Annotated in this window: 25 protein-coding genes and 3 riboswitches; of the genes, 21 read left to right on the forward strand and 4 right to left on the reverse strand. The window is 46.5% G+C overall.

Annotated elements, in window-relative coordinates; translation table 11 throughout:
- The coding region (locus tag VN447_RS07640; RefSeq protein WP_325524416.1) for an ATP-binding cassette domain-containing protein at positions 1 to 379 on the reverse strand (379 nt) is incomplete at its 3' end.
- A 67-nt stretch (positions 380 to 446) separates the two neighbouring features.
- A riboswitch (SAM riboswitch) is annotated at positions 447 to 557 on the reverse strand.
- 180 nt (positions 558 to 737) lie between these two features.
- A riboswitch (SAM riboswitch) is annotated at positions 738 to 839 on the forward strand.
- Between the two features lie 47 nt (positions 840 to 886).
- On the opposite strand from VN447_RS07640, the gene VN447_RS07645 reads away from it, so the two are divergent.
- The 20 genes from VN447_RS07645 to purH all read left to right on the forward strand — a co-directional run bounded on the left by VN447_RS07645 (position 887) and on the right by purH (position 20,530).
- Positions 887 to 1,414, forward strand: a complete 528-nt coding sequence (locus VN447_RS07645) for a hypothetical protein (RefSeq protein ID WP_325524418.1) — start codon at positions 887 to 889, stop codon at positions 1,412 to 1,414.
- A 41-nt stretch (positions 1,415 to 1,455) separates the two neighbouring features.
- Positions 1,456 to 1,623: a hypothetical protein gene (locus VN447_RS07650; protein WP_325524419.1), complete on the forward strand. Its 168-nt coding sequence runs from the start codon at positions 1,456 to 1,458 to the stop codon at positions 1,621 to 1,623.
- Positions 1,624 to 1,825: 202 nt separating this feature from the next.
- On the forward strand, positions 1,826 to 3,163 hold the full coding sequence (locus VN447_RS07655) for a YeiH family protein (protein ID WP_325524421.1): 1,338 nt from the start codon (positions 1,826 to 1,828) through the stop codon (positions 3,161 to 3,163).
- Positions 3,163 to 3,483, forward strand: a complete 321-nt coding sequence (locus VN447_RS07660) for a hypothetical protein (protein ID WP_325524422.1) — start codon at positions 3,163 to 3,165, stop codon at positions 3,481 to 3,483. The genes VN447_RS07655 and VN447_RS07660 overlap by 1 nt, the downstream gene beginning before the upstream one ends.
- A 71-nt stretch (positions 3,484 to 3,554) precedes the next feature.
- A complete protein-coding gene (locus tag VN447_RS07665; RefSeq protein WP_325524424.1) occupies positions 3,555 to 4,124 on the forward strand; it encodes a DJ-1/PfpI family protein in 570 nt (189 codons plus the stop codon).
- A 242-nt stretch (positions 4,125 to 4,366) separates the two neighbouring features.
- Complete coding sequence (gene rsgA / locus VN447_RS07670) at positions 4,367 to 5,425, forward strand: ribosome small subunit-dependent GTPase A (protein ID WP_325524426.1); 1,059 nt, start codon at positions 4,367 to 4,369, stop codon at positions 5,423 to 5,425.
- 188 nt (positions 5,426 to 5,613) lie between these two features.
- Positions 5,614 to 7,089: a long-chain-fatty-acid--CoA ligase gene (locus tag VN447_RS07675; RefSeq protein WP_325524427.1), complete on the forward strand. Its 1,476-nt coding sequence runs from the start codon at positions 5,614 to 5,616 to the stop codon at positions 7,087 to 7,089.
- 185 nt (positions 7,090 to 7,274) lie between these two features.
- Positions 7,275 to 8,102 (forward strand): GNAT family N-acetyltransferase, encoded by an 828-nt coding sequence (locus tag VN447_RS07680; protein ID WP_325524429.1) that lies wholly within the window; start codon positions 7,275 to 7,277, stop codon positions 8,100 to 8,102.
- A 15-nt stretch (positions 8,103 to 8,117) separates the two neighbouring features.
- Positions 8,118 to 8,660, forward strand: a complete 543-nt coding sequence (locus VN447_RS07685; protein ID WP_325524431.1) for a UbiX family flavin prenyltransferase — start codon at positions 8,118 to 8,120, stop codon at positions 8,658 to 8,660.
- A 26-nt stretch (positions 8,661 to 8,686) separates the two neighbouring features.
- Positions 8,687 to 10,009: a 5'-deoxyadenosine deaminase gene (locus tag VN447_RS07690; protein ID WP_325524432.1), complete on the forward strand. Its 1,323-nt coding sequence runs from the start codon at positions 8,687 to 8,689 to the stop codon at positions 10,007 to 10,009.
- Between the two features lie 107 nt (positions 10,010 to 10,116).
- The gene (locus VN447_RS07695) at positions 10,117 to 11,628 is read left to right on the forward strand and encodes an HD domain-containing phosphohydrolase (RefSeq protein ID WP_325524433.1); all 1,512 of its coding nucleotides are present in this window, start codon (positions 10,117 to 10,119) and stop codon (positions 11,626 to 11,628) included.
- 104 nt (positions 11,629 to 11,732) lie between these two features.
- On the forward strand, positions 11,733 to 12,200 hold the full coding sequence (locus VN447_RS07700) for a C40 family peptidase (protein ID WP_325524435.1): 468 nt from the start codon (positions 11,733 to 11,735) through the stop codon (positions 12,198 to 12,200).
- A gap of 16 nt (positions 12,201 to 12,216) precedes the next feature.
- Positions 12,217 to 12,690, forward strand: a complete 474-nt coding sequence (locus VN447_RS07705) for a YhcH/YjgK/YiaL family protein (protein WP_325524436.1) — start codon at positions 12,217 to 12,219, stop codon at positions 12,688 to 12,690.
- A 90-nt stretch (positions 12,691 to 12,780) separates the two neighbouring features.
- Positions 12,781 to 12,882, forward strand: a riboswitch (purine riboswitch).
- A gap of 212 nt (positions 12,883 to 13,094) precedes the next feature.
- On the forward strand, positions 13,095 to 14,465 hold the full coding sequence (locus VN447_RS07710; RefSeq protein WP_325524438.1) for an NCS2 family permease: 1,371 nt from the start codon (positions 13,095 to 13,097) through the stop codon (positions 14,463 to 14,465).
- A 108-nt stretch (positions 14,466 to 14,573) separates the two neighbouring features.
- On the forward strand, positions 14,574 to 15,071 hold the full coding sequence (gene purE, locus VN447_RS07715) for a 5-(carboxyamino)imidazole ribonucleotide mutase (protein ID WP_325524440.1): 498 nt from the start codon (positions 14,574 to 14,576) through the stop codon (positions 15,069 to 15,071).
- A gap of 49 nt (positions 15,072 to 15,120) precedes the next feature.
- A complete protein-coding gene (gene purC / locus VN447_RS07720; protein WP_325524441.1) occupies positions 15,121 to 15,831 on the forward strand; it encodes a phosphoribosylaminoimidazolesuccinocarboxamide synthase in 711 nt (236 codons plus the stop codon).
- Positions 15,831 to 17,264 (forward strand): amidophosphoribosyltransferase, encoded by a 1,434-nt coding sequence (gene purF, locus VN447_RS07725; protein WP_325524442.1) that lies wholly within the window; start codon positions 15,831 to 15,833, stop codon positions 17,262 to 17,264. Before purC ends, purF begins: the two co-directional genes overlap by 1 nt.
- A 20-nt stretch (positions 17,265 to 17,284) precedes the next feature.
- On the forward strand, positions 17,285 to 18,337 hold the full coding sequence (gene purM / locus VN447_RS07730) for a phosphoribosylformylglycinamidine cyclo-ligase (protein ID WP_325524444.1): 1,053 nt from the start codon (positions 17,285 to 17,287) through the stop codon (positions 18,335 to 18,337).
- Positions 18,338 to 18,351: 14 nt separating this feature from the next.
- A complete protein-coding gene (purN, locus tag VN447_RS07735; protein ID WP_325524445.1) occupies positions 18,352 to 18,969 on the forward strand; it encodes a phosphoribosylglycinamide formyltransferase in 618 nt (205 codons plus the stop codon).
- Positions 18,970 to 18,988: 19 nt separating this feature from the next.
- Positions 18,989 to 20,530, forward strand: coding sequence for a bifunctional phosphoribosylaminoimidazolecarboxamide formyltransferase/IMP cyclohydrolase (gene purH, locus VN447_RS07740; protein WP_325524447.1), 1,542 nt, complete (start codon positions 18,989 to 18,991; stop codon positions 20,528 to 20,530).
- A 67-nt stretch (positions 20,531 to 20,597) separates the two neighbouring features.
- On the opposite strand, the gene VN447_RS07745 is transcribed toward purH, so the two are convergent.
- Genes VN447_RS07745 through VN447_RS07755 form a run of 3 tightly spaced genes read right to left on the reverse strand, consistent with a single transcriptional unit; the run spans position 20,598 to position 21,960 of the window.
- Positions 20,598 to 21,311 (reverse strand): SIMPL domain-containing protein, encoded by a 714-nt coding sequence (locus tag VN447_RS07745; protein ID WP_325524448.1) that lies wholly within the window; start codon positions 21,309 to 21,311, stop codon positions 20,598 to 20,600.
- 55 nt (positions 21,312 to 21,366) lie between these two features.
- A complete protein-coding gene (locus tag VN447_RS07750) occupies positions 21,367 to 21,774 on the reverse strand; it encodes a redoxin domain-containing protein (RefSeq protein ID WP_325524450.1) in 408 nt (135 codons plus the stop codon).
- Positions 21,775 to 21,783: 9 nt separating this feature from the next.
- Positions 21,784 to 21,960: a redoxin domain-containing protein gene (locus VN447_RS07755; RefSeq protein WP_325524451.1), complete on the reverse strand. Its 177-nt coding sequence runs from the start codon at positions 21,958 to 21,960 to the stop codon at positions 21,784 to 21,786.
- Between the two features lie 67 nt (positions 21,961 to 22,027).
- Here VN447_RS07755 and VN447_RS07760 point away from each other — a divergent pair, with 67 nt between their 5' ends.
- Positions 22,028 to 22,660 carry a hypothetical protein gene (locus VN447_RS07760; RefSeq protein WP_325524453.1) on the forward strand — a complete coding sequence of 211 codons (633 nt, stop codon included), beginning with the start codon at positions 22,028 to 22,030 and terminating at the stop codon, positions 22,658 to 22,660.
- Positions 22,661 to 22,703 lie beyond the last annotated feature (43 nt).

The following is a 22,703-nucleotide window of genomic DNA, read 5'->3' on the forward strand; positions in this document are numbered from 1 at the left end:
GCTCCAGCAGCGGCTCGACCGCTTGGCGGATCTCCGCCCGGCTCTTTCCCGCCAGTTCCAGCGGCAAGGCGACATTGCCATAGACGCTGCGGGAAGAGAGAAGATTGAAATGCTGGAAGATCATCCCGATCGACTTGCGGGCCTGCCGCACCGCCTGCTCCGGCAAGGAAGAGAGCTCGCGTCCGTCAACGGATACTTTTCCCGAGGTTGGCCGCTCCAGCATGTTGATGCACCGGAGCAGGGTGCTTTTACCGGCTCCGCTCCGGCCAATAATTCCGAAGATTTCCCCGCGGTTCACGGAAAGGGAAACGCCGCGCAGCGCCTCTACCGGGCCGGAGGGCGAGGGATAGGTTTTGGTGATATCAGCCAGATGAATCATGACTCCGCTCCTTTCAGGCAAGTAAAAAACCTCTTCGCAACAGACGAAGAGGTTTTATCCACACTCGGCTTCATCTGCCAGGATTGCTCCTGTTGGAATTGGCACCGTTTCGCCGTTTAATAAGCGATGGTTGCCGTGGCTTCATTGGGCCAGTCCCTCAGCCAACTCTTGATGAAAGAGATTTTATTCGGTTGATGAATAAAATAGTAGCACAAGAAAATTGTCCCTGTCAATGCCTTTTTAAATCGCGGATTTTTCTGAAAATAGCCGGCGGCGGCCGGGCGCAAATTGCTTGCCCGCACTATATTGACAATTGGCTGCAGAATATGGTATCATCAATCAAAATTCCATAAGTTGACTCTTATCAAGAGCGGTCGAGGGACTGGCCCGATGACACCCGGCAACCGGCAGATTCTGCAGTGGTGCTAATTCCAGCAGGAGTAATCCTGACAGATAAGAGGAAAGCGTGTAAAAAATTCACCCCTTTCCTCGGAAAGGGGTTTTTTCATGTTTCCTACGGTTAAAAAGGTTTCTCACAGCATAACTATACCCGTAAGTAATGCTGTAGAGATTAATGACGCTAAAGAAGATCAGATAATTAGTATTGCTTATGACAAGTCTGTCGCTCTTATCCGGATTAATTGCCCTGGGCTGGACGGCGATGATTGGGTTATAGAAGTTTTTACAGCACTAAAAGAGTGCAGCACTGCTTTTGACATGGTATCAATTCAACCACACCAGGTTAGCTTTACAGTAAAAAGCGGGTTAGTAGATACAGTATACGATTCTCTTGAAAAACTTGAATTTCATCCTGAAAGCGTTGCTGACTGTGTAAGGCTGTCAGTGCGAGGGAGCTGTGGACAGCCGTTACTGAGTACAATAACAGCTGTGGCAGAAACACTGGCGCAATTCAATATTCCAATCCTCCGATTAGCTGAGTCTTACGGATTAATTGAAGTTTTAATTGAGGCTGAATATATAAGTGAAGCCCGAAAGGCATTAGCAAAGCGTTTTAACGTATATATCCACTGTTAGCACTAGAACTATTGTCAAGGAAAAGGAAAGAAGGTATAGATATGTCAGACAGTTACAAAGTCTATGATGAGCAGTATGAATATAGTAATTCTGGGACGGGAAAAGATAGTAATGAGGTCATTATCATCATCCGTGATGGCAAAGTAATTACTTTTATTCAAAAAAGCAGAAATGCTCTGTTTGAAGGTATGCATGGCGATGGAATATAGTTACGTATGTTGATGGAAAAGCGCGTAGTGATAAATACTTGACACATATTTTGGGCTATGGTAACATCATACATATCATTCATATGAGTAGCTGATTGGACAGACCAAAGGCTAAGGAAATCTCCATTAGGGGGATTGACTTGGTCTTTTTTGTTTTATCAATCTTGCCTAATTTTGTAATTAGATCATAGGAGTGGAGAACATGGCAACAAGAACACAATTTGACACATGGTACAAAAAAGAAGATTACTGGGCTATTATTATTGCTTTAGGATTGATACTCATTGGTACAATCGCTTTTTTCAGCGGTACAGCTAAGCTGCTTTCCACGATGGCGATTAATATCCCCGGCTGGTCAGCCGATTTTAGCAAAATTACGGGTTACTTGATCGGAAATTGGGTAGGTATTGCATACTTATTTGGCTTTTTTGCTATCGTCTTTACTGGAGCCGGCCGCATTTTGGGCCATCGCTCAGGCAATTATTTTGCAAGCTTTTCGGTATTATTCATACTGTCGGTCATTGTTTCGGTATTAGGTTCAAACAAATTATTGAAGGACTGGCAGTTGGAGACACCACTCTTAGCGCTGCTGGTGGGGATGATTATCAGCAATACAGTTAGGCTGCCGCAGTGGTTTCAGACTGGTTTAAGGACAGAGTTCTATGTCAAAACCGGTATTGTGTTGATGGGTGCAACGTTACCATTTACCGTGATTATGCAGGCTGGACCGTTAGCTATTTTACAAGCGACAATTGTTGCAGTCACTACCTTTGCTGCCATATATTTTGCCGCTACCCGGTTATTCGGTCTTGATCAACGATTCGGCGCTACGTTAGCTGCCGGTGGCTCTATCTGCGGCGTGTCAGCATCCATTGCTATTGGTGGTGCCTGCCGGGCGGAGAAAGAGCATGTTTCAGTTTCCATTTCGATGGTTATCATCTGGGCAGTGGCAATGATATTCCTGCTGCCTGTGATGGCCAAGGCACTGGGGCTGGCCCCCGGACCAGCCGGTGCCTGGATTGGTACGTCAGAGTTCGCGGATGCGGCAGGCTTTGCGGCAGCTGAAGCCATGGGCGACGAGCGGGCGGTTAAAACATTTACGCTGATGAAGGTTGTTGGCCGCGATATGTTTGTTGGCATTTGGGCATTACTTGTGGCCTTCTTATCTGTTACTCGCTGGGAAAACAAGACAGCCGAAGAAGCCAGTCGGGTAAGCGCCAGCGAGATTTGGAGAAGGTTCCCCAAATTTATTATAGGATTTTTTGCAGCCTCAATCTTTACAACACTTGTTATTGCCTACCTCGATCCCAAGCTTGGCGCTACCTTTACCAAAGAAGTAATCGGCCCGATTAAATCATTGCGTGGCTGGACGTTTACCTGGACCTTTCTGTGCATTGGTCTTACTACCAGGCTCAAAGAACTTACTTCTTTCGGCTGGAAACCGCTGGCGGCGTTTGCGGTTGGCGTTATTATTAATGTTCCGTTGGGCTACTTGCTTTCGAATGTCTTATTTGTCGATTACTGGTTGGGGGTTAAATAATGGTTGATTATACTACCCGCATAATCATAAGTCTTAAGGATATAGAGCAAGTTAAAAAGCAGGCTATCGGTATTGAACCAAGTCCTGAAAGTCTCAGACATTACGGCAAAACCTTGGCGGCAGCGGCTGAGCGAGCCGCCGCCATGATGGAGGTTTTGGCGGCGGCCGGGTTTACTTTTACAGCGAAAAAGGACTATATTTACGCGGATTCTGAAAGCGTAGAAGCTGTGGCAGCAAGACGATTGCTGGCAGACCATGGTTTTGCCGACCGGGAATACCAGATATATCTGGAATATCGACGCCAGTGGGGAGTACTGTAGAAAATATAGCAGGAAAAAATATACTTTTATAGAATATGTAACCATATCATGATATGAGGAGGTTACACACAATGGTGAAGAAAATCCTTTTACTTACCGGCGACTGCGCCGAAGATTATGAGGTTAAAGTACCGCAGCAAGCGCTCATGATGCTTGGCTACCAAGTTGACGTAGCCGTACCCAATAAGAGTGCTGGCGATATGGTGCAGCTTGTTGTTCATGATTTTACCGGTTTAGATACTTATGTTGAACTAACTGGCCACCGGATTCCTGTTGATATTGCGGCCAAAGACGCTAAGGCAGAAGACTATGTTGGTCTGGTCGTTCCTGGCGGCCGTGCTCCTGAATATATCCGGATGTATGATGAAGCTATCAAGTTGGTACAGGATTTCTTTGCTGCCGGCAAGCCGGTAGCCGCCATTTGCCATGGCACACAGCTCTTGGCTCCGGCCAGAGTGCTTGAGGGCAAAACGGTAACTTCCTATCCGGCCTGCGCGGCTGAGTGCCAACTGGCTGGCGCCGAGTGGAAAAACGAGCCGGTTGTTGTCAGCGGTAACTTGGTAACGGCTCAAGCCTGGCCGAATCATCCTGCTTGGCTAAGAGCCTTTGTTGAACTCTTAGGCGCTAAAATCAGTATTTAGGTAAGTTGCTTTTAGAATAGCCTGCCCTTATCATGGGCAGGCTTTTTATATCTATTGCTTCTAGTGCTAGTTTGGTATAATAGAATCATTAACGAGAAGGAGTGTTGTTTTTATGTGTAAACTGCAGTCTGTCGCCGGCCTTTATTTAATGGAAAGGTCGCGGAATTCCCGCTGATAGTTTAACTGATGGCGGGTTTTCTTCCGCGACCATTTGTAAAATATTGGTCGAGGAGGATTTCACCGTGGATTTACAAAGTTTAGGTTGGGACGATTTTTTTGCAGCACAATTGCCCATACATGCCGGCTCTGGCTGTACGGTCGGTCGGGTTGCTGCCGAATATAAGCATATTTATCGCGTTTATGCCGAAGGGGGCGAATATCTGGCCAGCATTACCGGCAAGCTTCGCCACTTGGCAGACAGCCGTGAGGATTTCCCTGCTGTTGGTGATTGGGTAACACTTAGTATCGCCGACGATCGCAATGCCGTCATTCAGGGGATTCTGACGCGCCGGAGTAAGTTTTCCCGTAAGGTGGCAGGAAAAGCTACTGAAGAGCAAATTGTAGCTGCCAATATTGATACGGTTTTCTTGGTTAACGCTCTTAATCAGGACTTTAATCTAAGAAGAATTGAGCGTTATCTTACCCTGGCTTGGGACAGCGGCGCTGCCCCGGTCATCATTTTAAATAAAGCCGATCTATGCTCTGAAGTGCCAGATAAGGTGCGGGAAGTAGAAGCGATTGCCTTTGGCGTGCCGGTGCTTACGGTCAGCTGTGCTACCGGGGATGGTTTGGGGAGTTTAAACAATTATATTGAAGCAGGTAAAACTATTGCGCTTTTGGGTTCGTCCGGGGCCGGAAAGTCAACGATCGCTAATAGAATTCTTGGTACAGACATGCAAAAAACTGGAGAGATAAGGCAAGGGGATGGGGAAGGCCGCCATACTACAACCCATAGAGAGCTCATCCTCATTCCTGGCGGCGGCTTGCTCATCGACACACCGGGGATGCGGGAACTGCAGCTCTGGGGGTCAGAGGAAGGACTGGCTGATGCGTTTGAGGATATATATGCTTTGGCTGCGCAATGCCGCTTTTCTGACTGTAGCCATGCTGGGGAGCCGGGCTGTGCTGTCGCGGCAGCTCTTGGAGACGATACTTTAAGTCAGTCAAGGTATGATAGTTTTGCTAAGCTGCAACGTGAGCTTGCCTACTTGTCAAGGAAGGAAAATTTTCAAGAGTTTCTTGCAGAAAAAAACCGGTGGAAAAAAATCCATAATCAAATGAAGCACCTGTCGAAACGGTAACCTAAATAAGACTGGCTTATGCCATTGCCTGAAAGGCTTTGCATTAAGCCAGTCTTATCCTTAGTGCTCATTTTGTTAATTATCAGGCCATTACGGCAATACTATGATATAGACAAATTAATTTATTCAGGCTAAAATGGCGGTTGTAGCTGTTTTTTCCAGCACTACGAAAGGAAGGGGTGCATTCATTGTTTGTTCATGATCTTATTCTTCAAGGAACTAAAGATAGCAGAGCATTTGCCGGCAAAGACAATGTGTCTTATGGGCAGCTTCAGGAACAAGTAGAGAAATACCGCAATTATTTTTATGCGTCAGGCATCCGGGCGGGAGAAAACGTGGGCTTGTTTTCCCGCAATTCGCCTGAATTTGTGTATTGCTATATGGCCATTGTCAGCCTGGGGGCCGTTGTTGTGCCGCTTAATTTTCAATTGGCAGCCCGGGAAATTGTCTTCATTGTTAAAGATGCCAAAATGAAGCGGCTGATTACCATGGAGCGCTTAGCTATTGACCCTGAACTCAATCAGCAGGGCTATCAGCAGCCTGTTACTCAACTTGTTATTCCGGATTTCAAACAAGGGTTGGCTCAAGGCAGTTCGCCTGCAGCCCCGGTAATGGATACCAGTCTTGATCCAAACAGCCCTTGTGCCATCATATATACCTCCGGCACAACAGGTAGTCCTAAAGGTGCTATGCTAACACATAATAACCTTGTAGCCAATGCACAGGCATTCAGGAAGATGCTGCCGGTAACCTCTACCGATAATGTACTGTGTGTGTTGCCGATGTATCATTGTTTTGCCTGGACATGTGCTGTTCTTAACTCACTGCTTTGTGGTGCTGCAATCACAATATTGGAAGCCTTTGCCCCTAAAGAAACAATTGCAGCCATCAAGGACTACCAGGTAACGGTCATCTATGGTGTGCCGCCTATGTATAATCTCCTCACTCGGATTGGGGAACCGGACGATTTTGCAGGAGTCAAATATTTGGTATCAGGCGGTGCTTCGCTTCCGGAAAAGGTAGCGCAGCAGTTTGCTGATAAATATGGAATAAAAATTCTTGAAGGTTATGGTCTTTCGGAAGCTTCACCGGTAGTAGCGCTAAACCCGGTGCAAAAGCCTAAATACTGCTCGATTGGCAAGGCGCTCCCTGGCTTGGATGTCAAAGTGGTTGGCTCAGACGGACAAGCGCTGCCGCCGGGCGTGGTGGGCGAAATTGTAGTGCGAGGGCCAAGTGTAATGCAGGGATATTTTAATCTGCCTGCAGAGAGTGCGAATGCGCTCAGAGACGGCTGGCTTTATACCGGCGATCTGGCCTACCAGGACGCCGAAGGGTATTTCTTTGTTGTTGATCGTTTGAAGGATTTAATCATATCAAACGGTGAAAACATTTACCCGCGTGAGATTGAGGAACTGCTGTATTCTTACCCAGGCATTATTGAGGCGAGCGTGATTGGTGTAGCTGACGAACTGCGTGGTCAAGTAGCGCGTGCTTATATTGTACTTACAGAAGGGCATAGCTTTGATAAAAAGGCAGTGAGGGAGTATCTCCAAGCTAATATTGCCGCATATAAGATACCACGGGATTTTATCATTGTCGATGCATTGCCGAAGAATCAGACAGGTAAGATATTAAAACGCGTACTTCGTGAACAAGCGGGATAATCCAAACCATAAGCCAAAGTCTTGTTGCTTTACTAACAGGACTTTGGCTTTTTTAATGCATATATTAAGGTAGCAATAACTAAAACTTGAAACAATTAACGTTTAGATTTATAGTAAGATTTGTAAATACAAATTAGTGTCTTGTTGTAAAGCGGGTTCTTAGTCTAAGTGGAAGGCGGATCATAGTGATTAGATTGTTAACAGGAGGCGATATCTGTGAGGTTAAAGCGTATCTGGAACGAAACCACATGGAAACAGTCTTCATTAACGGTAATATCGACCGGTGTGGAATTGACAATGACAGGACAAGCCGCCGTTGTGGTGATTACTACGGCTATTTTGAATGTGGCAGGCTAGCGGGGATATTGACCTTTTTTAATCTAGGCAGTGTTATTCCACACTTTGAATCGCCAGGAGCTGTTAACGGCTTTGTGGAAATAATGCGTCAGCGAAGGTTTGAGGTGCTGGCCGGAATGAAATGGGTGGTAGAGCCGCTCAATCAGGCTCTTAGCCAATATAAAAAGATTTCGGGTTATGAAGACAGCTATTATTTTATTAACAGGGAGATCAAGTCGCAACCCTTACCCCGTGCAGGCCAGATTACTGATGCGGGGGAGGCTGACCGGGCAGCAGCGCTTGGGTTTGTTGTCGAAGCGTACCGGCAGGGATTTATGCGCCGATTTAACAGAGAACTGGCCGCTAGGCTCATAGATGACCGGGGGCCTGAGGAAGATTTAATTTTTTTACTTGTGGACGGTGTACCTAAAGCCCAAGCTATTATTCAGGTGACTACCAATCGGATTAACCAAATTGGTGGCGTATATACTAGTGAAAGCGACAGGGGAAAAGGCTACTGCAAAGTTCTTGTTGCCGAATTATGCCGCCGTATTCAGGGCTATGGCAAAACACCTATGCTCATGGTGCGAAAAGATAATGCTCCGGCTGTTAAGGCCTATCAATCTATCGGCTTTACTCATTATAATGACTACTTAATTGTAAAATATAGCATTTGAACTGGAGGAGTATCTATGCGCATAGCTGTTGGTGTCACCGGCGCGAGCGGAGCCATCTATGGCTATACTTTAATAAAAGCGCTTTCAAAACTGGGGGTTGAGGTACACGCCGTTTATACTGATATGGGCCGTAAGGTGCTTGAATATGAGTGCGGGATCACTACCGAAGATATCAAACCCCATGCGGTGGTTTATGACAACTCAGACCTATTTGCCGCGCTGGCCAGCGGCTCGTTTAAAACGGGGGGAATGGTCGTTGTCCCTTGTTCGATGCACACGTTAGGCGCTCTGGCAACGGCTAGCGGACGAGACTTACTGACTAGAGCAGCTGATGTTACCCTTAAAGAAGGCCGGAAACTTGTAGTAGTGCCGCGTGAGACGCCAATGACAGCCATTCATCTGTCAAATATGCTTACACTGGCCCGAACAGGTGCAGTGGTTATGCCGGCGGCTCCCGGGTTTTATCACAAGCCGGAAACGCTGGATGAGCTAGTAAACTGTATGGTTGGTAAAATACTGGATATCTTCGATATAAAACATTCGTTGTACACTCGTTGAGGTGTAACTGGCAGGAGGTGAGGTCTGTGTCCATTCTTATAAAAAACGGCCTAATAATTACAATGAATGCTGACAGAGAGATTATTCATGGCGACTTATTTATCGAGGGCAGCCTTATTAAAACAATAGGTTCTAATTTAACCTGCCCGGCGGACAGGGTGATCGATGCTGCCGGACAACTGGTTATTCCAGGGCTGATCCAGCCTCATATTCACTTATGTCAAACACTGTTTCGCGGTCAGGCTGACGACCTTGAGCTCCTCGACTGGCTCAAACAAAAGATTTGGCCTCTTGAAGGGGCGCATGATGCCGAGTCAGTCTATGCTTCGGCTCTGCTCGGCATTGGCGAGTTGTTTAAAAGCGGCACAACAGCTATTGTCGATATGGCGACTGTGCATCATACTGACGCTAACTTTCAGGCTATCTATGACAGCGGTATCAGGGCCCTATCAGGTAAATGCATGATGGATTTTGGCGCAGAGGTGCCTGCCAGTCTGCTGGATACAACTGAGAATGCGATTGATGAGAGTGTACGGCTTTTAGAAAAATGGCATGGGAAGGACGCAGGACGTATCGGTTACGCACTTGCGCCCCGGTTTGCTGTATCCTGCACCCCTGAACTCCTGGCTAAGACTGTTGAATTAGCCCAAAAATACAATGTTGCCATCCATACCCACGCCTCAGAAAACAGGGGCGAGATTAGATATGTGGAAGAGCTTTCAGGACTGCGTAATATTCTGTATCTTGAAAAGTTGCGCCTCACCGGTCCTAACCTTATTTTGGCCCACTGTATTCATTTGGACAACGACGAAATGGCTATACTGGCAAACAGCCGAACCAATATCGTCCATTGCCCGTCTTCCAACCTGAAGCTGGGCTCAGGGATAGCCAAAATTCCTGAACTCATAAAGATGGGAGCGCAGGTAGGTATCGCAGCTGATGGCGCACCCTGCAATAATAATCTGGACGGATTTATGGAAATGCGCCTGGCGGCCTTGATTCAAAAACCGTTTTACGGGCCGACGTCCATGCCGGCAGAAAAGGTATTTGAGCTTGCCACGCTGGGCGGGGCCAGGGCCATGGGGTTAGCTGACCAAATTGGCAGCCTGGAACCTGGGAAAAAGGCCGATATTGTCATTGTCAGTCTTGATGAACTTCGTACATCCCCAACAGAAGGCGTCAGCGTATATACTCAGCTTGTGTATCAGGCCCAGAGCAGCCATGTTCTGACAACCATCGTTGACGGCAGAATAGTAATGGACAATCGGCAACTGATGACTATTGACCAAACTGAGGTGCTAAAACGGGCTCACGCGTGCTCAAAGCGGGTAGTCGAGCGAATAAGCTAATGTAAAGAACCGCCAGATCGCAATGGCGGTTCTTTTGGCTTTATCTATGCATTTTCCCAATATAAGCTTATAATGGAAAATAAGGATAATTTCCCTGGAGTGAAAACATGCGATTATTGATTATTTTATTCGTCACTATTTGGATGTTAACTCAGTCTTTAATTCCGGGTTATGCTGCCACTCTTTATAAAGCGGCAGGTGATAACAGTTTTCCGCCCTTTATTTATCTAAATGATAAAAATCAGCCGGAAGGCTATGACATTGATATCCTACGCAGTATTGAACGCCACTCCGGACTGGAACTTGAAGTTGAGCTTATGGAATGGAGTCAAGCCAAGCATCAAGTGCTTAATGGCGATAAGGATATATTGATCGGTATGTCCAAGACTGCCGACCGTGAACGCTTCTATGATTTTTCCGAACCCTACCTAGAAATGCGGCAGGTTATCTTTACCATTAGAGATAACTTCTACATAACCCGTCCCGAGGACCTTGTCAACAGGCGTGTTGCTGTCCAGCGCGGCGACATTGCCGAAGAATTGCTGCGCAGCAACCCGGAAATAAAACTATATTATTATTCCAACCAAATGGATGCACTTGAAGATTTAAGGATCGGAATGGTCGATGCATTTGTCGGAAATTATTACTCAGGCATGTATTGGATTGTTAAACATAACCTTGGCAATACAATAAAAGTGGCTGGCAAACCCTTGCAAACAGTCAATTACGGTTTTGCGGTCAAAAAGGGTGAAGTTGCCTTGCTCGCCACTCTTAACAACAATATTATTGCAGCGAAAAATAGTGGCGAAGTGCAAAGGCTGCAAGATAAATGGTTTGGCGAAAATTATTTTGCAGCCTTTGATCGTCAACAATTCACTCGTGGTATAACCTATGTATCTTTTGCAATTGCCTTTATTGCTTTACTAGCTCTTGTCCACGTATTATCACTACGTAAGCAAGTTAACCAAGCTACCACTCAACTGCGGACAGTCAACAGCCAGCTTACAGAGGCATATGAAGTCACAATCCACGCTTTTTTTAAGGCGCTTGAGCACCGCGAGAGCGGTACGGCTTCACACTCTATTGAGGTCAATAAAATTGCCATGGCAATCGGAACAGAAATGCAGCTTAGTCGAGAAGATTTGGCTAACTTAAATTGGGGAACCTTGCTGCATGACATTGGCAAACTAGCTATAAAAGATGCTATTCTATTAAAAAACGGATCACTCACAACTGAGGAATATGAAATTATTAAACAACACCCACAGATAGGCTATTACATTCTTAAGGACACTCAATATTTAGTCAAAGCGGCTGAAGTGGCTTTGTATCATCACGAAAGGTATGACGGCAAAGGCTACCCCTTTAATCTCCAGGGTGAAGATATTCCGCTCTTAGCCCGAATATGTGCAGTAGCTGACGCTTTTGAGGCTATGATTGCGGACAGGCCGTATCGTAAAGGGCGTCCTTGGGACGAGGCAGTTGATGAGCTTATCAAGCACAAGGGAACCCAGTTTGACCCGCAGATTGTTGACGCGTTTGTAGGACTTAACCCTGAACAGTTTGTCAAACATCGTCCTATTGACAGAAGGTTAGCAAATATTTTGGCTAGTGATTAAACATTACTTTAGCGTAGATTTGTGCAGAAAAATGAAGGAATTACCATAAATTTGCCGAAGAATATTGACAAGCTATAATTAATTGAATCAGGGGTGAGGTTTCTATGCGGCTGTCTGTTAAGCTTTCTGCCGTATGCCTATTGGTTCTTATGCTTGTCATGGCAAATCTTCCGGCGTTTGCCGCGCCTAAAAATCCAATTAAACAAGAAACGGATAATATCGTCAAAACTGCAGAGAAATATTTAAAAGCACCTTACCGGTTTGGCGGCGAATCCCCCAAAGGTTTTGATTGTTCGGGATTTGTCAAATATGTGTATGATAGGCATGGTAAGAAGCTGCCGCGAACAGCTGATGTTCAGTATGTGACAGGCAAGAAGGTCGACCGATCCAGCCTTAAGCCTGGCGATTTGGTGTTTTTCAACACTTATGCGTCAGGCGCGTCTCATGTAGGCATATATTATGACAATGGCAGATTCATCCACGCTTCGTCCAGCCGGGGCGTAATGATTAGCCGGCTTGATGAACCATATTGGAAGCCGCGATATCTTGGCGCCAGAAGGATAATTAATTAGCAATGGAGGAGTTACAATGATTTTTGGACACATTTCAACCTTGAAAAAAGACGCACCACTACTTCCCAAGGCTCTTGTCAAAGGGCTTGAGTATCTTGCAAAAACCGACGTAGCCGCGTTGCCTGCTGGCAAGCATGAGATTGAAGGCAAAGATATTTATGTAGCTATTAATGAGTATGAAACGCAGCCGCGTGAGGTGCGCAGGGCCGAAGCTCATGTGGATTACCTTGATATTCAGTATATGATTTCGGGTGAAGAATTAATAGCCTATAGCTTGTTATCGGACGATAATGAGGTGCTGTCAGATGAGCTTGAAGCCAAAGATGCTATTTTCTATAAGACAGTCCAGCAGGAAACTGACCTGGTTCTGACAAAAGGCATGTACGCGATATTCTTTCCTTGGGATGTGCACCGCCCAAACTGTACTTTACATGAATCGAATAAGGTTAAAAAAGCAGTTGTTAAGATTAAAATGTCCCTGCTGAAATAAGCAGAGACCTTTACTTTCCGAACAATAATTCGAAAATCATTCTTATAGTTCGATTTTTTCGTTGACAGATTTTGTCCAATACTGGTACAATACAAGTAAATAAATAAAGCTCGTATATATTTGAGGATATGGCTCAAAAGTTTCTACCAGGCGACCGTAAATCGCCCGACTACGAGTGAAAGTGCGCCTAGGGTTCCGCGTAGCGTTATAAGCTATGGACTGTGACCAAGTGGCGCAGGTGTTACTTGGTAACACTACACCGATGGGATAAAAACCCTGGCGGGGAAGTTTCGCTCTATAGTATCATGCGAAAATTCCCTGTCAGGGTTTTTTGGCGTTTTCGGATAAATTGTAGCGTTTGCGGTAACACTCCAACTACGTTGTGTAAAGGGGAGAAAAAGGAAATGTTGGAAAAACTATTTGAACTCAGTTCCCGTAAAACAGATGTCAAGACTGAGGTGATCGCAGGTATTACCACCTTCATGACCATGGCCTACATACTGTTTGTAAACCCTAGTATTTTGGGTGCAGCCGGTATGGATAAGAACGCCGTACTCTTAGCTACTGCAATTGGTGCCGGGTTAGTATCCATAATGATGGGGCTGTTTGTTAACTACCCGATTGCTTTGGCTCCTGGTATGGGTCTTAACGCTTTTTATGCTTTTTCGGTTGTTATTGGTATGGGGGTTTCCTGGCAGGTTGCGTTAGGCGCAGTCTTTATCTCTGGTCTTATTTTTATTTTACTTACTGTAACTAAAGTTCGCCAGCTGTTGGTTGAGGGTATGCCCCATTCATTAAAGCATGCTATAACAGTTGGTATTGGTTTGTTCATTACCATTATTGGTCTTAAGATTTCTGGCATTATGAGTATTCGTCTGTCCCTTATTCCGCCAACCCTTGAAAAGATTGTTGCTGCTAAAGGTAATGGTACACCGCTTTATTTTGAGAGTATGATTGAAATGGGTCAACTTGCTCACCCGGAAGTACTGCTTGCTGTATTTGGCCTGATACTTATTGCTGTTATGATGGCTCGGAATGTAAAAGGCTCTATCCTGATTGGCATTTTTACTACAACTATTGTTGGGATTATCATGGGCGTTGTTAAAATACCTGCCGGCTTTAGCCCTGTGGCCATGCCGGACTTTAGCAAGAATGCCTTTTTGGCGCTTGATATTATGGGTGCTTTGAATATGGGGCTGATGGCTATTGTATTTACCTTCACCTTTGTAGAATTGTTTGATACCATGGGTACACTGGTAGGCACGGCTTCCAAAGCTGGTATCATGGATAAAAAAGGTAAATTCCCCGGTATTGGCAAAGCCATGCTGGTAGATGCCACAGGTGTAAGCTTGGGCGCTATGCTGGGTACCAGCACTATTACTGCTTATGTTGAGAGCGCTGCTGGTGTTGGTGCAGGCGGCCGCACTGGGTTGACTGCTGTTGTTTGCGGTGCGCTCTTTCTCCTGGCACTGTTCTTCACACCGCTTGCCGGCCTTATCCCTGACGCTGCTACTGCTCCTGCGTTGATTATTGTCGGCGCATTAATGATCGAGTCTGTCCGTCATATTGACTTTGGCGATCTTACCGAAGGGTTACCTGCGTTCTTAACTATTGTTATGATGCCATTTACCTATAGTATCGCTAACGGGATTTCGGCCGGCCTTGTGATGTATCCACTGCTAAAACTGGTTACCGGCCGTGGCCGCGAAGTACACTGGATTGTCTACATTCTGGCTGTGCTAGTCGTGTTCCGGTTCGTATTCCTGGCTGAATAGCGGGGAAACTAAACCCAGATATTTTACAATAAAATATCTGGGTTTTATTACAGGATTAACTATTAGAACTTATAACTAATTACCGATATCAAGCGAAAGGATGATGAGATGAAAGTCGCAATTATCATGGGAAGTGATTCTGATTGGCCGGTTCTCGAACCAGCTGTTACCCAATTGACCGAGTTCGATATTAAGACAGAAGTATTAGTAGCATCGGCTCACCGCACGCCCGATAAAGTGCACAAGTTTGTGGCTGGGGCCCAAGAACGTGGTGTCCAGGTTATCATTGCCGCTGCGGGAGCAGCCGCTCACCTGCCGGGAGTGGTTGCCAGCTTTACAACCCTGCCGGTGATTGGCATTCCTGTTAATGCCACCCCGCTTGGCGGCATGGATGCTCTTTTGAGCATCGTCCAAATGCCTGCAGGCATTCCGGTAGCCACTATGGCGATTAACGGTGCAAAAAATGCGGCATTATTTGCTGCTCAAATACTAGCGGTGCATGATATCGAACTTGCAAATAAATTGACAGCCCATCGTCAGGCTATGGCGAATGAAGTAGAGAAAAAAGATGCCCGTCTGGCTGAAAAAATCACCGCTCAGAGATAGCTAATATTAACTCAATTTTATATATGGAATTTTAAGGAGGCAGAAATTTATGACTCAGAAACCTATGTATGAAGGAAAAGCAAAGCAAGTATTTGCCACAGAAAACCCGGATGAATTACTGGTGTATTTTAAGGATGATGCCACAGCATTTAACGGCGAAAAACGTGGTACTATCGGTAATAAAGGTGTATTTAACAACAAAATTTCGGTGTTTTTCTTTAATCTATTAGGCGAAAAAGGCATTCCGCACCATTTTGTCAAAATGCTCAGTGATCGTGAAATGCTGGTCAAAAAATTGGATATTCTGCCAGTAGAGGTTGTTGTCCGCAATATCGCTGCCGGTAGTCTGGCCAAACGCATCGGCTGGGAAGAAGGACGCAAACTGCCAACTACGGTCATTGAGCTTTATTACAAAGACGATGAGCTGGGCGATCCGCTCATCAATGACTATCACATAAAAGCGCTCGGTCTTGCTACACCTGAACAAGTTGAAACTATGGAAAAATATGCTTTGAAGATTAATGAAATCCTATCCGCCTTCTTAAAAGACAAGAAAATGGAACTGATCGACTTTAAACTTGAATTTGGTGTTCATAAAGGCGAAGTGCTTCTTGGTGACGAAATTTCGCCTGATACCTGCCGGTTCTGGGACAGCGAGACCGGACAGAAGCTGGATAAAGACCGTTTTCGCCGTGACTTAGGTAATGTTGAGGAAGCGTACCAAGAGGTACTGAAAAGACTGACAGGTGAGAATTCCTAATGCTTTACGATATACAAAGTGATAAATGGCGCGAAGAATGTGGTGTATTCGGCATTTTTGCCAGTCAGGAGAATGTAGCGCTGTCTACTTATTGGGGCTTATATGCACTGCAGCACCGGGGACAGGAAAGCGCGGGCATTGCTGTCACTGACGGCAATGTGATGGATGTTCAACGGGGCATGGGACTGGTCAACGAGGTGTTTCGGCATAATCTGCCTGATATGCCAGCCCGTATTGCTATTGGTCATGTTCGGTATTCGACAACCGGTTCAAGCCTCTTGCGGAATACGCAGCCACTGTTAGTCAATTATTCCGGAGGGCAAATAAGTTTAGCTCATAACGGCAACCTGACCAACGCTCATGAAATGCGCGAAGATCTGGAACAAAAAGGAAGCGTGTTTCAAACCTCTATCGATAGTGAAGTCATAGTTAATCTGATTGCTCGTTCCACTAAGCAAACAGTAGAAGAAAAAATCATTGACAGCCTGGCTAGTGTTCATGGCGCTTATTGCCTTGTTATCATGACAGAAACCAAGTTGATTGGCGTTCGCGACCCGCATGGATTTCGGCCGCTGTGCCTAGGGCGCTTGGGGGAAGGCTGGGTGCTGGCATCCGAATCCTGTGCCCTGGATACTGTGGGGGCAGAATTTGTTCGTGATATTGAGCCAGGTGAGATGGTAATTATTGACGACAGTGGTGTAGTGTCCCGGCGATTTGCTGAGACTGACCGCCGGGCCGGCTGTGTTTTTGAATATATATACTTTGCCCGTCCAGACAGCGTCATTGACGGCCAGAGCGTATACCAAGCCAGATTTAGTATGGGGCGTACGCTGGCCCGGGAGAGCGGGTTTAAAGCTGATATTGTTATTTCGGTACCTGACTCAGGGACTACCGCTGCTCTGGGTTACAGCCATGAATCAGGGATACCTTTTGCTGAAGGGCTCATGAAAAACCGCTACATCGGTCGTACCTTTATCCAACCAGAACAGAAAAAACGCGACATGGGCGTTCGAATTAAACTGAACGCTGTTGCCTCGGTGGTCAAAGGCAAGTCGATTGTCATGGTGGATGACTCCATTGTGCGCGGTACCACCAGCGGCAAAATTGTCCGTATGTTGAAGGATGCCGGTGCCACAGCTGTCCACATGTGTGTAAGCTCGCCACCCATCGGTTTCCCCTGTTACTACGGCATTGATACCTCAGCCCGTAAAGAGCTTATTGCTTCATATAAACAGGTGGAGGAGATCAGGCAGTTTATCGGAGCTGACTCACTCCATTACCTGTCGCTGGAAGGCCTGCATGCGTCAATTGGGCATGTCCCGCAAAAAACGTTGTGTAACGCTTGTTTTAACTGTGATTATCCGGCGCAAACACCGTGTGACGGCGATTGTGCGAATAACAAATTTCTGTTTGAGCCTAAAGTGAGTAAATGAATATAGCAGGAGGTCAAAAAATGACCGACAACCAAAAAACGAATGTTGAACTTACCTACCGCGATGCCGGGGTAGACATCGATGCTGGCAATAAAGCGGTTGAACTAATGAAACGTCATGTGCGGGCTACCTATCGCCCCGAAGTTCTGGGAGATATCGGTGGTTTTGGCGGCTTGTTTGCGCTTAATGCAGGTAAGTACCGCCAACCAGTACTGGTAAGCGGTACAGATGGAGTAGGCACAAAGCTGAAAATTGCCTTTATGGCTGACAAGCATGACACCATTGGTCAAGACGGCGTGGCTATGTGCGTCAATGATATCCTTGTGCAGGGGGCTGAGCCGCTCTTTTTCCTGGATTACCTGGCTGTTGGCAAATTGGAACCGGAAAAGGTTGCTTCCATTGTTAGTGGTGTAGCTATGGCTTGCCGTGAATCAGGGTGCGCGCTTATTGGCGGCGAAACTGCTGAAATGGCAGGTTTCTATCCAGACGGCGAATACGATATCGCTGGTTTTGCTGTAGGCGTTGTTGACCGGGATAAAATTATAACAGGCGAAAAGATTAGGCCTGGCGATGTGCTTATTGGCCTGCCCTCCAGCGGTATCCATTCTAACGGCTACTCACTTGTGCGCAAGATCTGTTTTGATGTAAAACAGCTTAGTGTTGATGCTCATATACCAGAGCTAGGCCGTACGCTGGGGGAAGAGTTGTTAGAACCGACCCGACTGTATCCCAAAACCTGTATGCCGCTTATTGAAAAGTTTGATATTCATGGCATGGTACACATTACCGGTGGCGGATTTTATGATAATATTCCGCGCGTATTGCCTGAAGGCTGCGGCGTAGCGGTAGATACTAGCGCCTGGCCTGAGCCGGCCATCTTTGGCCTTTTAAAGGAATGGGGCGGTGTCGCTAAAGCAGAGATGTATCGGACGTTTAACATGGGTATAGGCATGATTTTAATCGTTCCGGCTGAACAAGTGCCGACCATACAGGCTGATCTTGCCGCAAGGGATGAGAAATCGTATATAATCGGCAAGGTTGTAGCAGGCGAGTGTCAGGTCGAACTCAAGTAGGGGAGGGCTGTTGCATGAATAAAACGGTAATCGGTGTATTGGCATCAGGGCGCGGCAGCAATCTGCAGGCTATCATTGACGCCATTCAAGCAGGCAGGCTTGACGCCAAGATTGGCGTGGTTATCAGTGATAACCCAGATGCCAATGTGCTCAAACGCATGGCAGGGGCGGACATTCAGGCTCTGTGTATTGACCGGCGGCAGTTTGCCAGCCGCCAGCAATTTGAGGCTGCTATTGCCGAAGAGCTTAACCTTCGCCATGTTGAACTGGTCGTACTAGCCGGTTTTATGCGTATCTTAAGCCAGTATTTTATTGACCGGTTTGCCGGAAAAATCATGAACATTCACCCCTCGCTGCTCCCGGCCTTCCCCGGTGAAAACGCCCAGCAGCAAGCCTTGCATTATGGAGTGAAGGTTTCGGGCTGTACTGTCCACTTTGTCGACGAAGGTATGGATACTGGCCCGATTATTCTACAGGAAGCTGTACCGGTCTTAGAAGACGATACAGCTGAGACATTATCAGAACGAATTCTGCACGCCGAACATATTCTGTATCCCCGCGCTCTTGCTTTATACTGTGAAGGGCGACTGCATTCTGAAGGCCGGCGTGTGCGTATAATTGACAAAGAGTAGTGATAAGCGAGGGACATTGATGAAGATTAAACGCGCGCTCTTAAGTGTGTCGGACAAAACCGGCATTGTTGAGTTTGCTAATGCTTTGCATAGACTTGGTGTTGAAATTATTTCGACCGGCGGCACTATGAAAGCTATTAAAGATGCCGGCATACCTGTCACTTATGTCAGTGAAGTCACTGGGTTCCCTGAGATCATGGACGGCAGGGTTAAAACACTTAACCCCTATATTCATGGAGGTATACTGGCTATCCGTGATAACCCCAGCCACCAAGCGGCAATGGCTCAGCATAATATCACAGGCATTGACTTATTGGCTGTAAACCTGTATCCCTTCCGTCAGACTGTAGCTAAACCAGATGTGACTTTAGACGACGCTGTAGAAAACATTGATATTGGTGGTCCGGCTATGATTCGGGCAGCAGCTAAGAATTTCCACTATGTAACAGTTGTTGTGAATCCGGCACGGTACGGGGAAATCATTGCCCAACTGACCGCTGGCAGTGAAGTTGAATTCACAAGCCGCATGGCACTGGCGCAAGAAGCCTTCAGCCACACGGCTGGTTATGATGCATATATTTCCCGCTACTTAAGCGGGCAGCTTGGACAGGGGCTTTTCCCGGAAACGCTGCATTTGGTGTACGAAAAAGCCCAAGACCTGCGTTATGGGGAAAACCCGCATCAGGCTGCTGCTTTTTACCGTGAACAATATTACTCTGGGCCAGGTGTTGCCAATGCCAAGCAGCTTAATGGCAAAGAATTGTCGTTTAACAATATTGTTGATGTAGAAGCCGCCTATGCGCTTGCCGCTGAATTTGAGCAACCGGCAGCTGTCATTATCAAACATACTAACCCTTGTGGTACAGGGATTGGCGCTACTTTGGCCGAAGCCTATGAAAAAGCCTATCAGGCTGACCCGGTTTCAGCTTTTGGCGGCATTATCGGCGTAAACCGGGAAGTGGATACAGACACTGCGCAGCTCATCAGCGAGCTTTTTGTCGAAGCCGTCATTGCTCCGGCATTTAGCCAGCAAGCACTCGATATTTTGACAAAAAAGAAAAATATCCGTCTGCTGGCAGCCGCTCTGCCACAGCCTGACAGCACTCGTCTTGACGTTAAATCAGTGGCTGGCGGTGTGCTTTTGCAGCAGGCTGATATGACTACCGCCGTTAAAAATGATATGAAAGCAGTTACCAAACGCCAGCCGACAGCGGTAGAATGGGAACAGCTTCTATTTGCCTGGAAGGCTGTTAAACATGTTAAATCTAATGCCATTGTCATTGCAAATGACAATAAAACACTTGGCGTAGGCGCAGGTCAGATGAATCGTGTAGGGGCTGCCGGCATTGCGCTGGCGCAGGCCGGCGAACAGGCCAAAGGGGCAGTTTTAGCGTCAGATGCTTTTTTTCCATTCGCTGATACCGTTCAAGCTGCTGCCGAAGCTGGCATTACCGCTATTATTCAGCCGGGCGGTTCGGTAAATGATGAAGATTCTATTAAAACTGCTGATGAACATGGGATTGCTATGGTGTTCACCGGCATGCGGCATTTTAAACATTAAGCCGCTTTTGTAAAAAAAAATAGTAAAAAGGGTCAGGCAGCGCCTGACCCTTTTTACTATTTTTACATTATTCCAGTTCTACGACTACCTGGGCATTGGCTGTTAACATCACCAATCCGGCCGAGATAGGCGTAGTATCGGCCATCGCACTTTTGTAAAGGCGGCCGGCTATCTCGGGCGACTGCAGATTGATACCAGTTTCAGTTACTGTCTTAACCCTGACCACCCGCTTGTTTAACGCTGTGGCAACCGCGTCGGCTTTACTCATGGCATCACGGACGGCCTGAGCCAAAGCGGCATTTTTAACATCGGTTTCGTCCTGTTTACCAAACCGGATGTTATTGACTTGATTGGCACCGGCATTAAGGGCAGTATCGATAACCTGGCCTGCTTTTTCGGGTGAAGAAGTTACCGTAATGCTGTTGGTAATTTGATAGCCGATAATGCTGGGGGTGCGGCGGCCGCTGTCATCATTTTTATAGAGCGGTGTTACCGAATAGTGCGCCGTTTTTATGTATTCAGACTTAATTCCCAAGTCCTCCAACTGGCGGCGTACTTTTGCTGAGATATCGGCATTTTTTGCTTGCGCAGCGGCAACAGTTTCAGCTTCTGTCAGTGTACCCAGATTAATGTAGGCTATATCTGGCGCAACTTCCTCCTGGTGGCTACCGCTTACCTGGACTTCAGTGATATTAGGATTTTTCTCGGCAGCCAAAGTGGCTGGTAGCGCAGCTGTCATGATTAGCAGCGCCAAAGTTAAAATTTTGATTGATTTAAACATAGTAATCATCTCCCTTCGTATATATAAACGTTCGAAGGAAGAAAAGGTAACGCAATTAATATTGACCTGCTTTATCAAGAGCAGGTTTGATTCCAGTTTGGCCAGGCTGCCACCCGGCTGGTAACAGAAAACCGGTTAAATCAGTATATTGTAAGCCTTGCAAAATACGTAGCAGCTCAGGAACATCGCGCCCAACTTCATTAGGGTAAACAGTGGCGTGGCGAATTAAGCCCTCAGGGTCAATAATGAAGGTAGCCCGCTGAGATTTGCCTTGGTTAGTCATAATTCCGAACGCTGCTGCAATGGTATTGTTTTGATCAGCGATTAGCGGATATTGTACTTTTCGTGCGCTAGGCGAGATATCACAAAAAATCTTATGAGTAAGAACAGTATCCGAACTAATAGCGACAACAGCGGTATTGAGGGTAATAATAGACTGGTAGTGGTCGGCAACTGCCGCCAACTCTGTCGGTCAGACAAAGCTAAAGTCTGACATGTAGAAGAATAAGATAAGCCATTGCCCGTGAAATGCGTTTAGTGACGCAGTTGTTTGGGTAGCATTGTGATAGGCTGGAGCGTTAAAATCAGGAGCTGCAGCCATAAGGGTAAAGCAATTGTTCACAGGTTTTCCCCGCACCTTTTTTAACAATAGTATCCCCCAGGCTGTAATGGTAATACTTGAAGTAATACAAAAAAGATACAATGGAGGAAGAAGCGTGGAACGCCTTTTAGCTGACCGCTGGCAGGCTCTTACTGCTAAGTTAGGGGCTAATGCCCCGTCATCGGAAAAAGTATTTCAAATGTTACTAGACAGTTATAGACAATATTTCCGTCATTACCACGGATGTAGTCATCTTGTCGAATGTTTTATGTATCTGGATGAAATCGAACAGGAACTGGCTCATCCTGAACTGGTAGAGTATGCGCTATGGTTTCATGATATTGTCTGTGTGCCTAGTGCCAAAAGTAATGAAACACTGAGCGCTGCCGCTGCAGCGTATACTGCTGCCCAGCTTGGGCTGTCAACTGAATTTAGTCGTCAGGCTGTCAGGCTGATCTTATTGACAAGTCACACGGAAGCTGGCGGTAGCCGGGACGGGGCTTATCTGACAGATATTGATTTGGTGGTCTTGGGGCGGGATTGGAATGGTTTCATGGATTACGAGCGCCAGATAAGGGCTGAGTACAATCATTTAGCTGAATCAGACTACCGCCAGGGACGGCAACAGGTTATCGAGCAATTTCTGCAACGGAACTCAATATTCCAAACTAAATGTTTCCGGGAAAAGTACGAACAGGCTGCCAAACGTAATCTATTGGAGCTCAAAGAACTGCTGATAAACCAATAACCGATAGCTGCGCCATCACCGCGCGGTTCTCCTCAAATACTGT

Origin of the sequence: Sporomusa sp., from assembly GCF_035561155.1 — a bacterium.
In the GTDB taxonomy this organism is placed as follows: Bacteria; Bacillota; Negativicutes; order Sporomusales; family Sporomusaceae; genus Sporomusa.

Coding starts and splice junctions, on each gene's coding strand:
- VN447_RS07645 (WP_325524418.1), top strand. CDS start 887: ATGTTTCCTACGGTTAAAAAGGTTTCTCACAGCATAACTATACCCGTA.
- VN447_RS07650 (WP_325524419.1), top strand. CDS start 1,456: ATGTCAGACAGTTACAAAGTCTATGATGAGCAGTATGAATATAGTAAT.
- VN447_RS07655 (WP_325524421.1), top strand. CDS start 1,826: ATGGCAACAAGAACACAATTTGACACATGGTACAAAAAAGAAGATTAC.
- VN447_RS07660 (WP_325524422.1), top strand. CDS start 3,163: ATGGTTGATTATACTACCCGCATAATCATAAGTCTTAAGGATATAGAG.
- VN447_RS07665 (WP_325524424.1), top strand. CDS start 3,555: ATGGTGAAGAAAATCCTTTTACTTACCGGCGACTGCGCCGAAGATTAT.
- VN447_RS07685 (WP_325524431.1), top strand. CDS start 8,118: ATGCGCATAGCTGTTGGTGTCACCGGCGCGAGCGGAGCCATCTATGGC.
- VN447_RS07695 (WP_325524433.1), top strand. CDS start 10,117: ATGCGATTATTGATTATTTTATTCGTCACTATTTGGATGTTAACTCAG.
- VN447_RS07700 (WP_325524435.1), top strand. CDS start 11,733: ATGCGGCTGTCTGTTAAGCTTTCTGCCGTATGCCTATTGGTTCTTATG.
- VN447_RS07705 (WP_325524436.1), top strand. CDS start 12,217: ATGATTTTTGGACACATTTCAACCTTGAAAAAAGACGCACCACTACTT.
- VN447_RS07710 (WP_325524438.1), top strand. CDS start 13,095: ATGTTGGAAAAACTATTTGAACTCAGTTCCCGTAAAACAGATGTCAAG.
- purE (WP_325524440.1), top strand. CDS start 14,574: ATGAAAGTCGCAATTATCATGGGAAGTGATTCTGATTGGCCGGTTCTC.
- purC (WP_325524441.1), top strand. CDS start 15,121: ATGACTCAGAAACCTATGTATGAAGGAAAAGCAAAGCAAGTATTTGCC.
- purF (WP_325524442.1), top strand. CDS start 15,831: ATGCTTTACGATATACAAAGTGATAAATGGCGCGAAGAATGTGGTGTA.
- purM (WP_325524444.1), top strand. CDS start 17,285: ATGACCGACAACCAAAAAACGAATGTTGAACTTACCTACCGCGATGCC.
- purN (WP_325524445.1), top strand. CDS start 18,352: ATGAATAAAACGGTAATCGGTGTATTGGCATCAGGGCGCGGCAGCAAT.
- purH (WP_325524447.1), top strand. CDS start 18,989: ATGAAGATTAAACGCGCGCTCTTAAGTGTGTCGGACAAAACCGGCATT.
- VN447_RS07745 (WP_325524448.1), bottom strand. CDS start 21,311: ATGTTTAAATCAATCAAAATTTTAACTTTGGCGCTGCTAATCATGACA.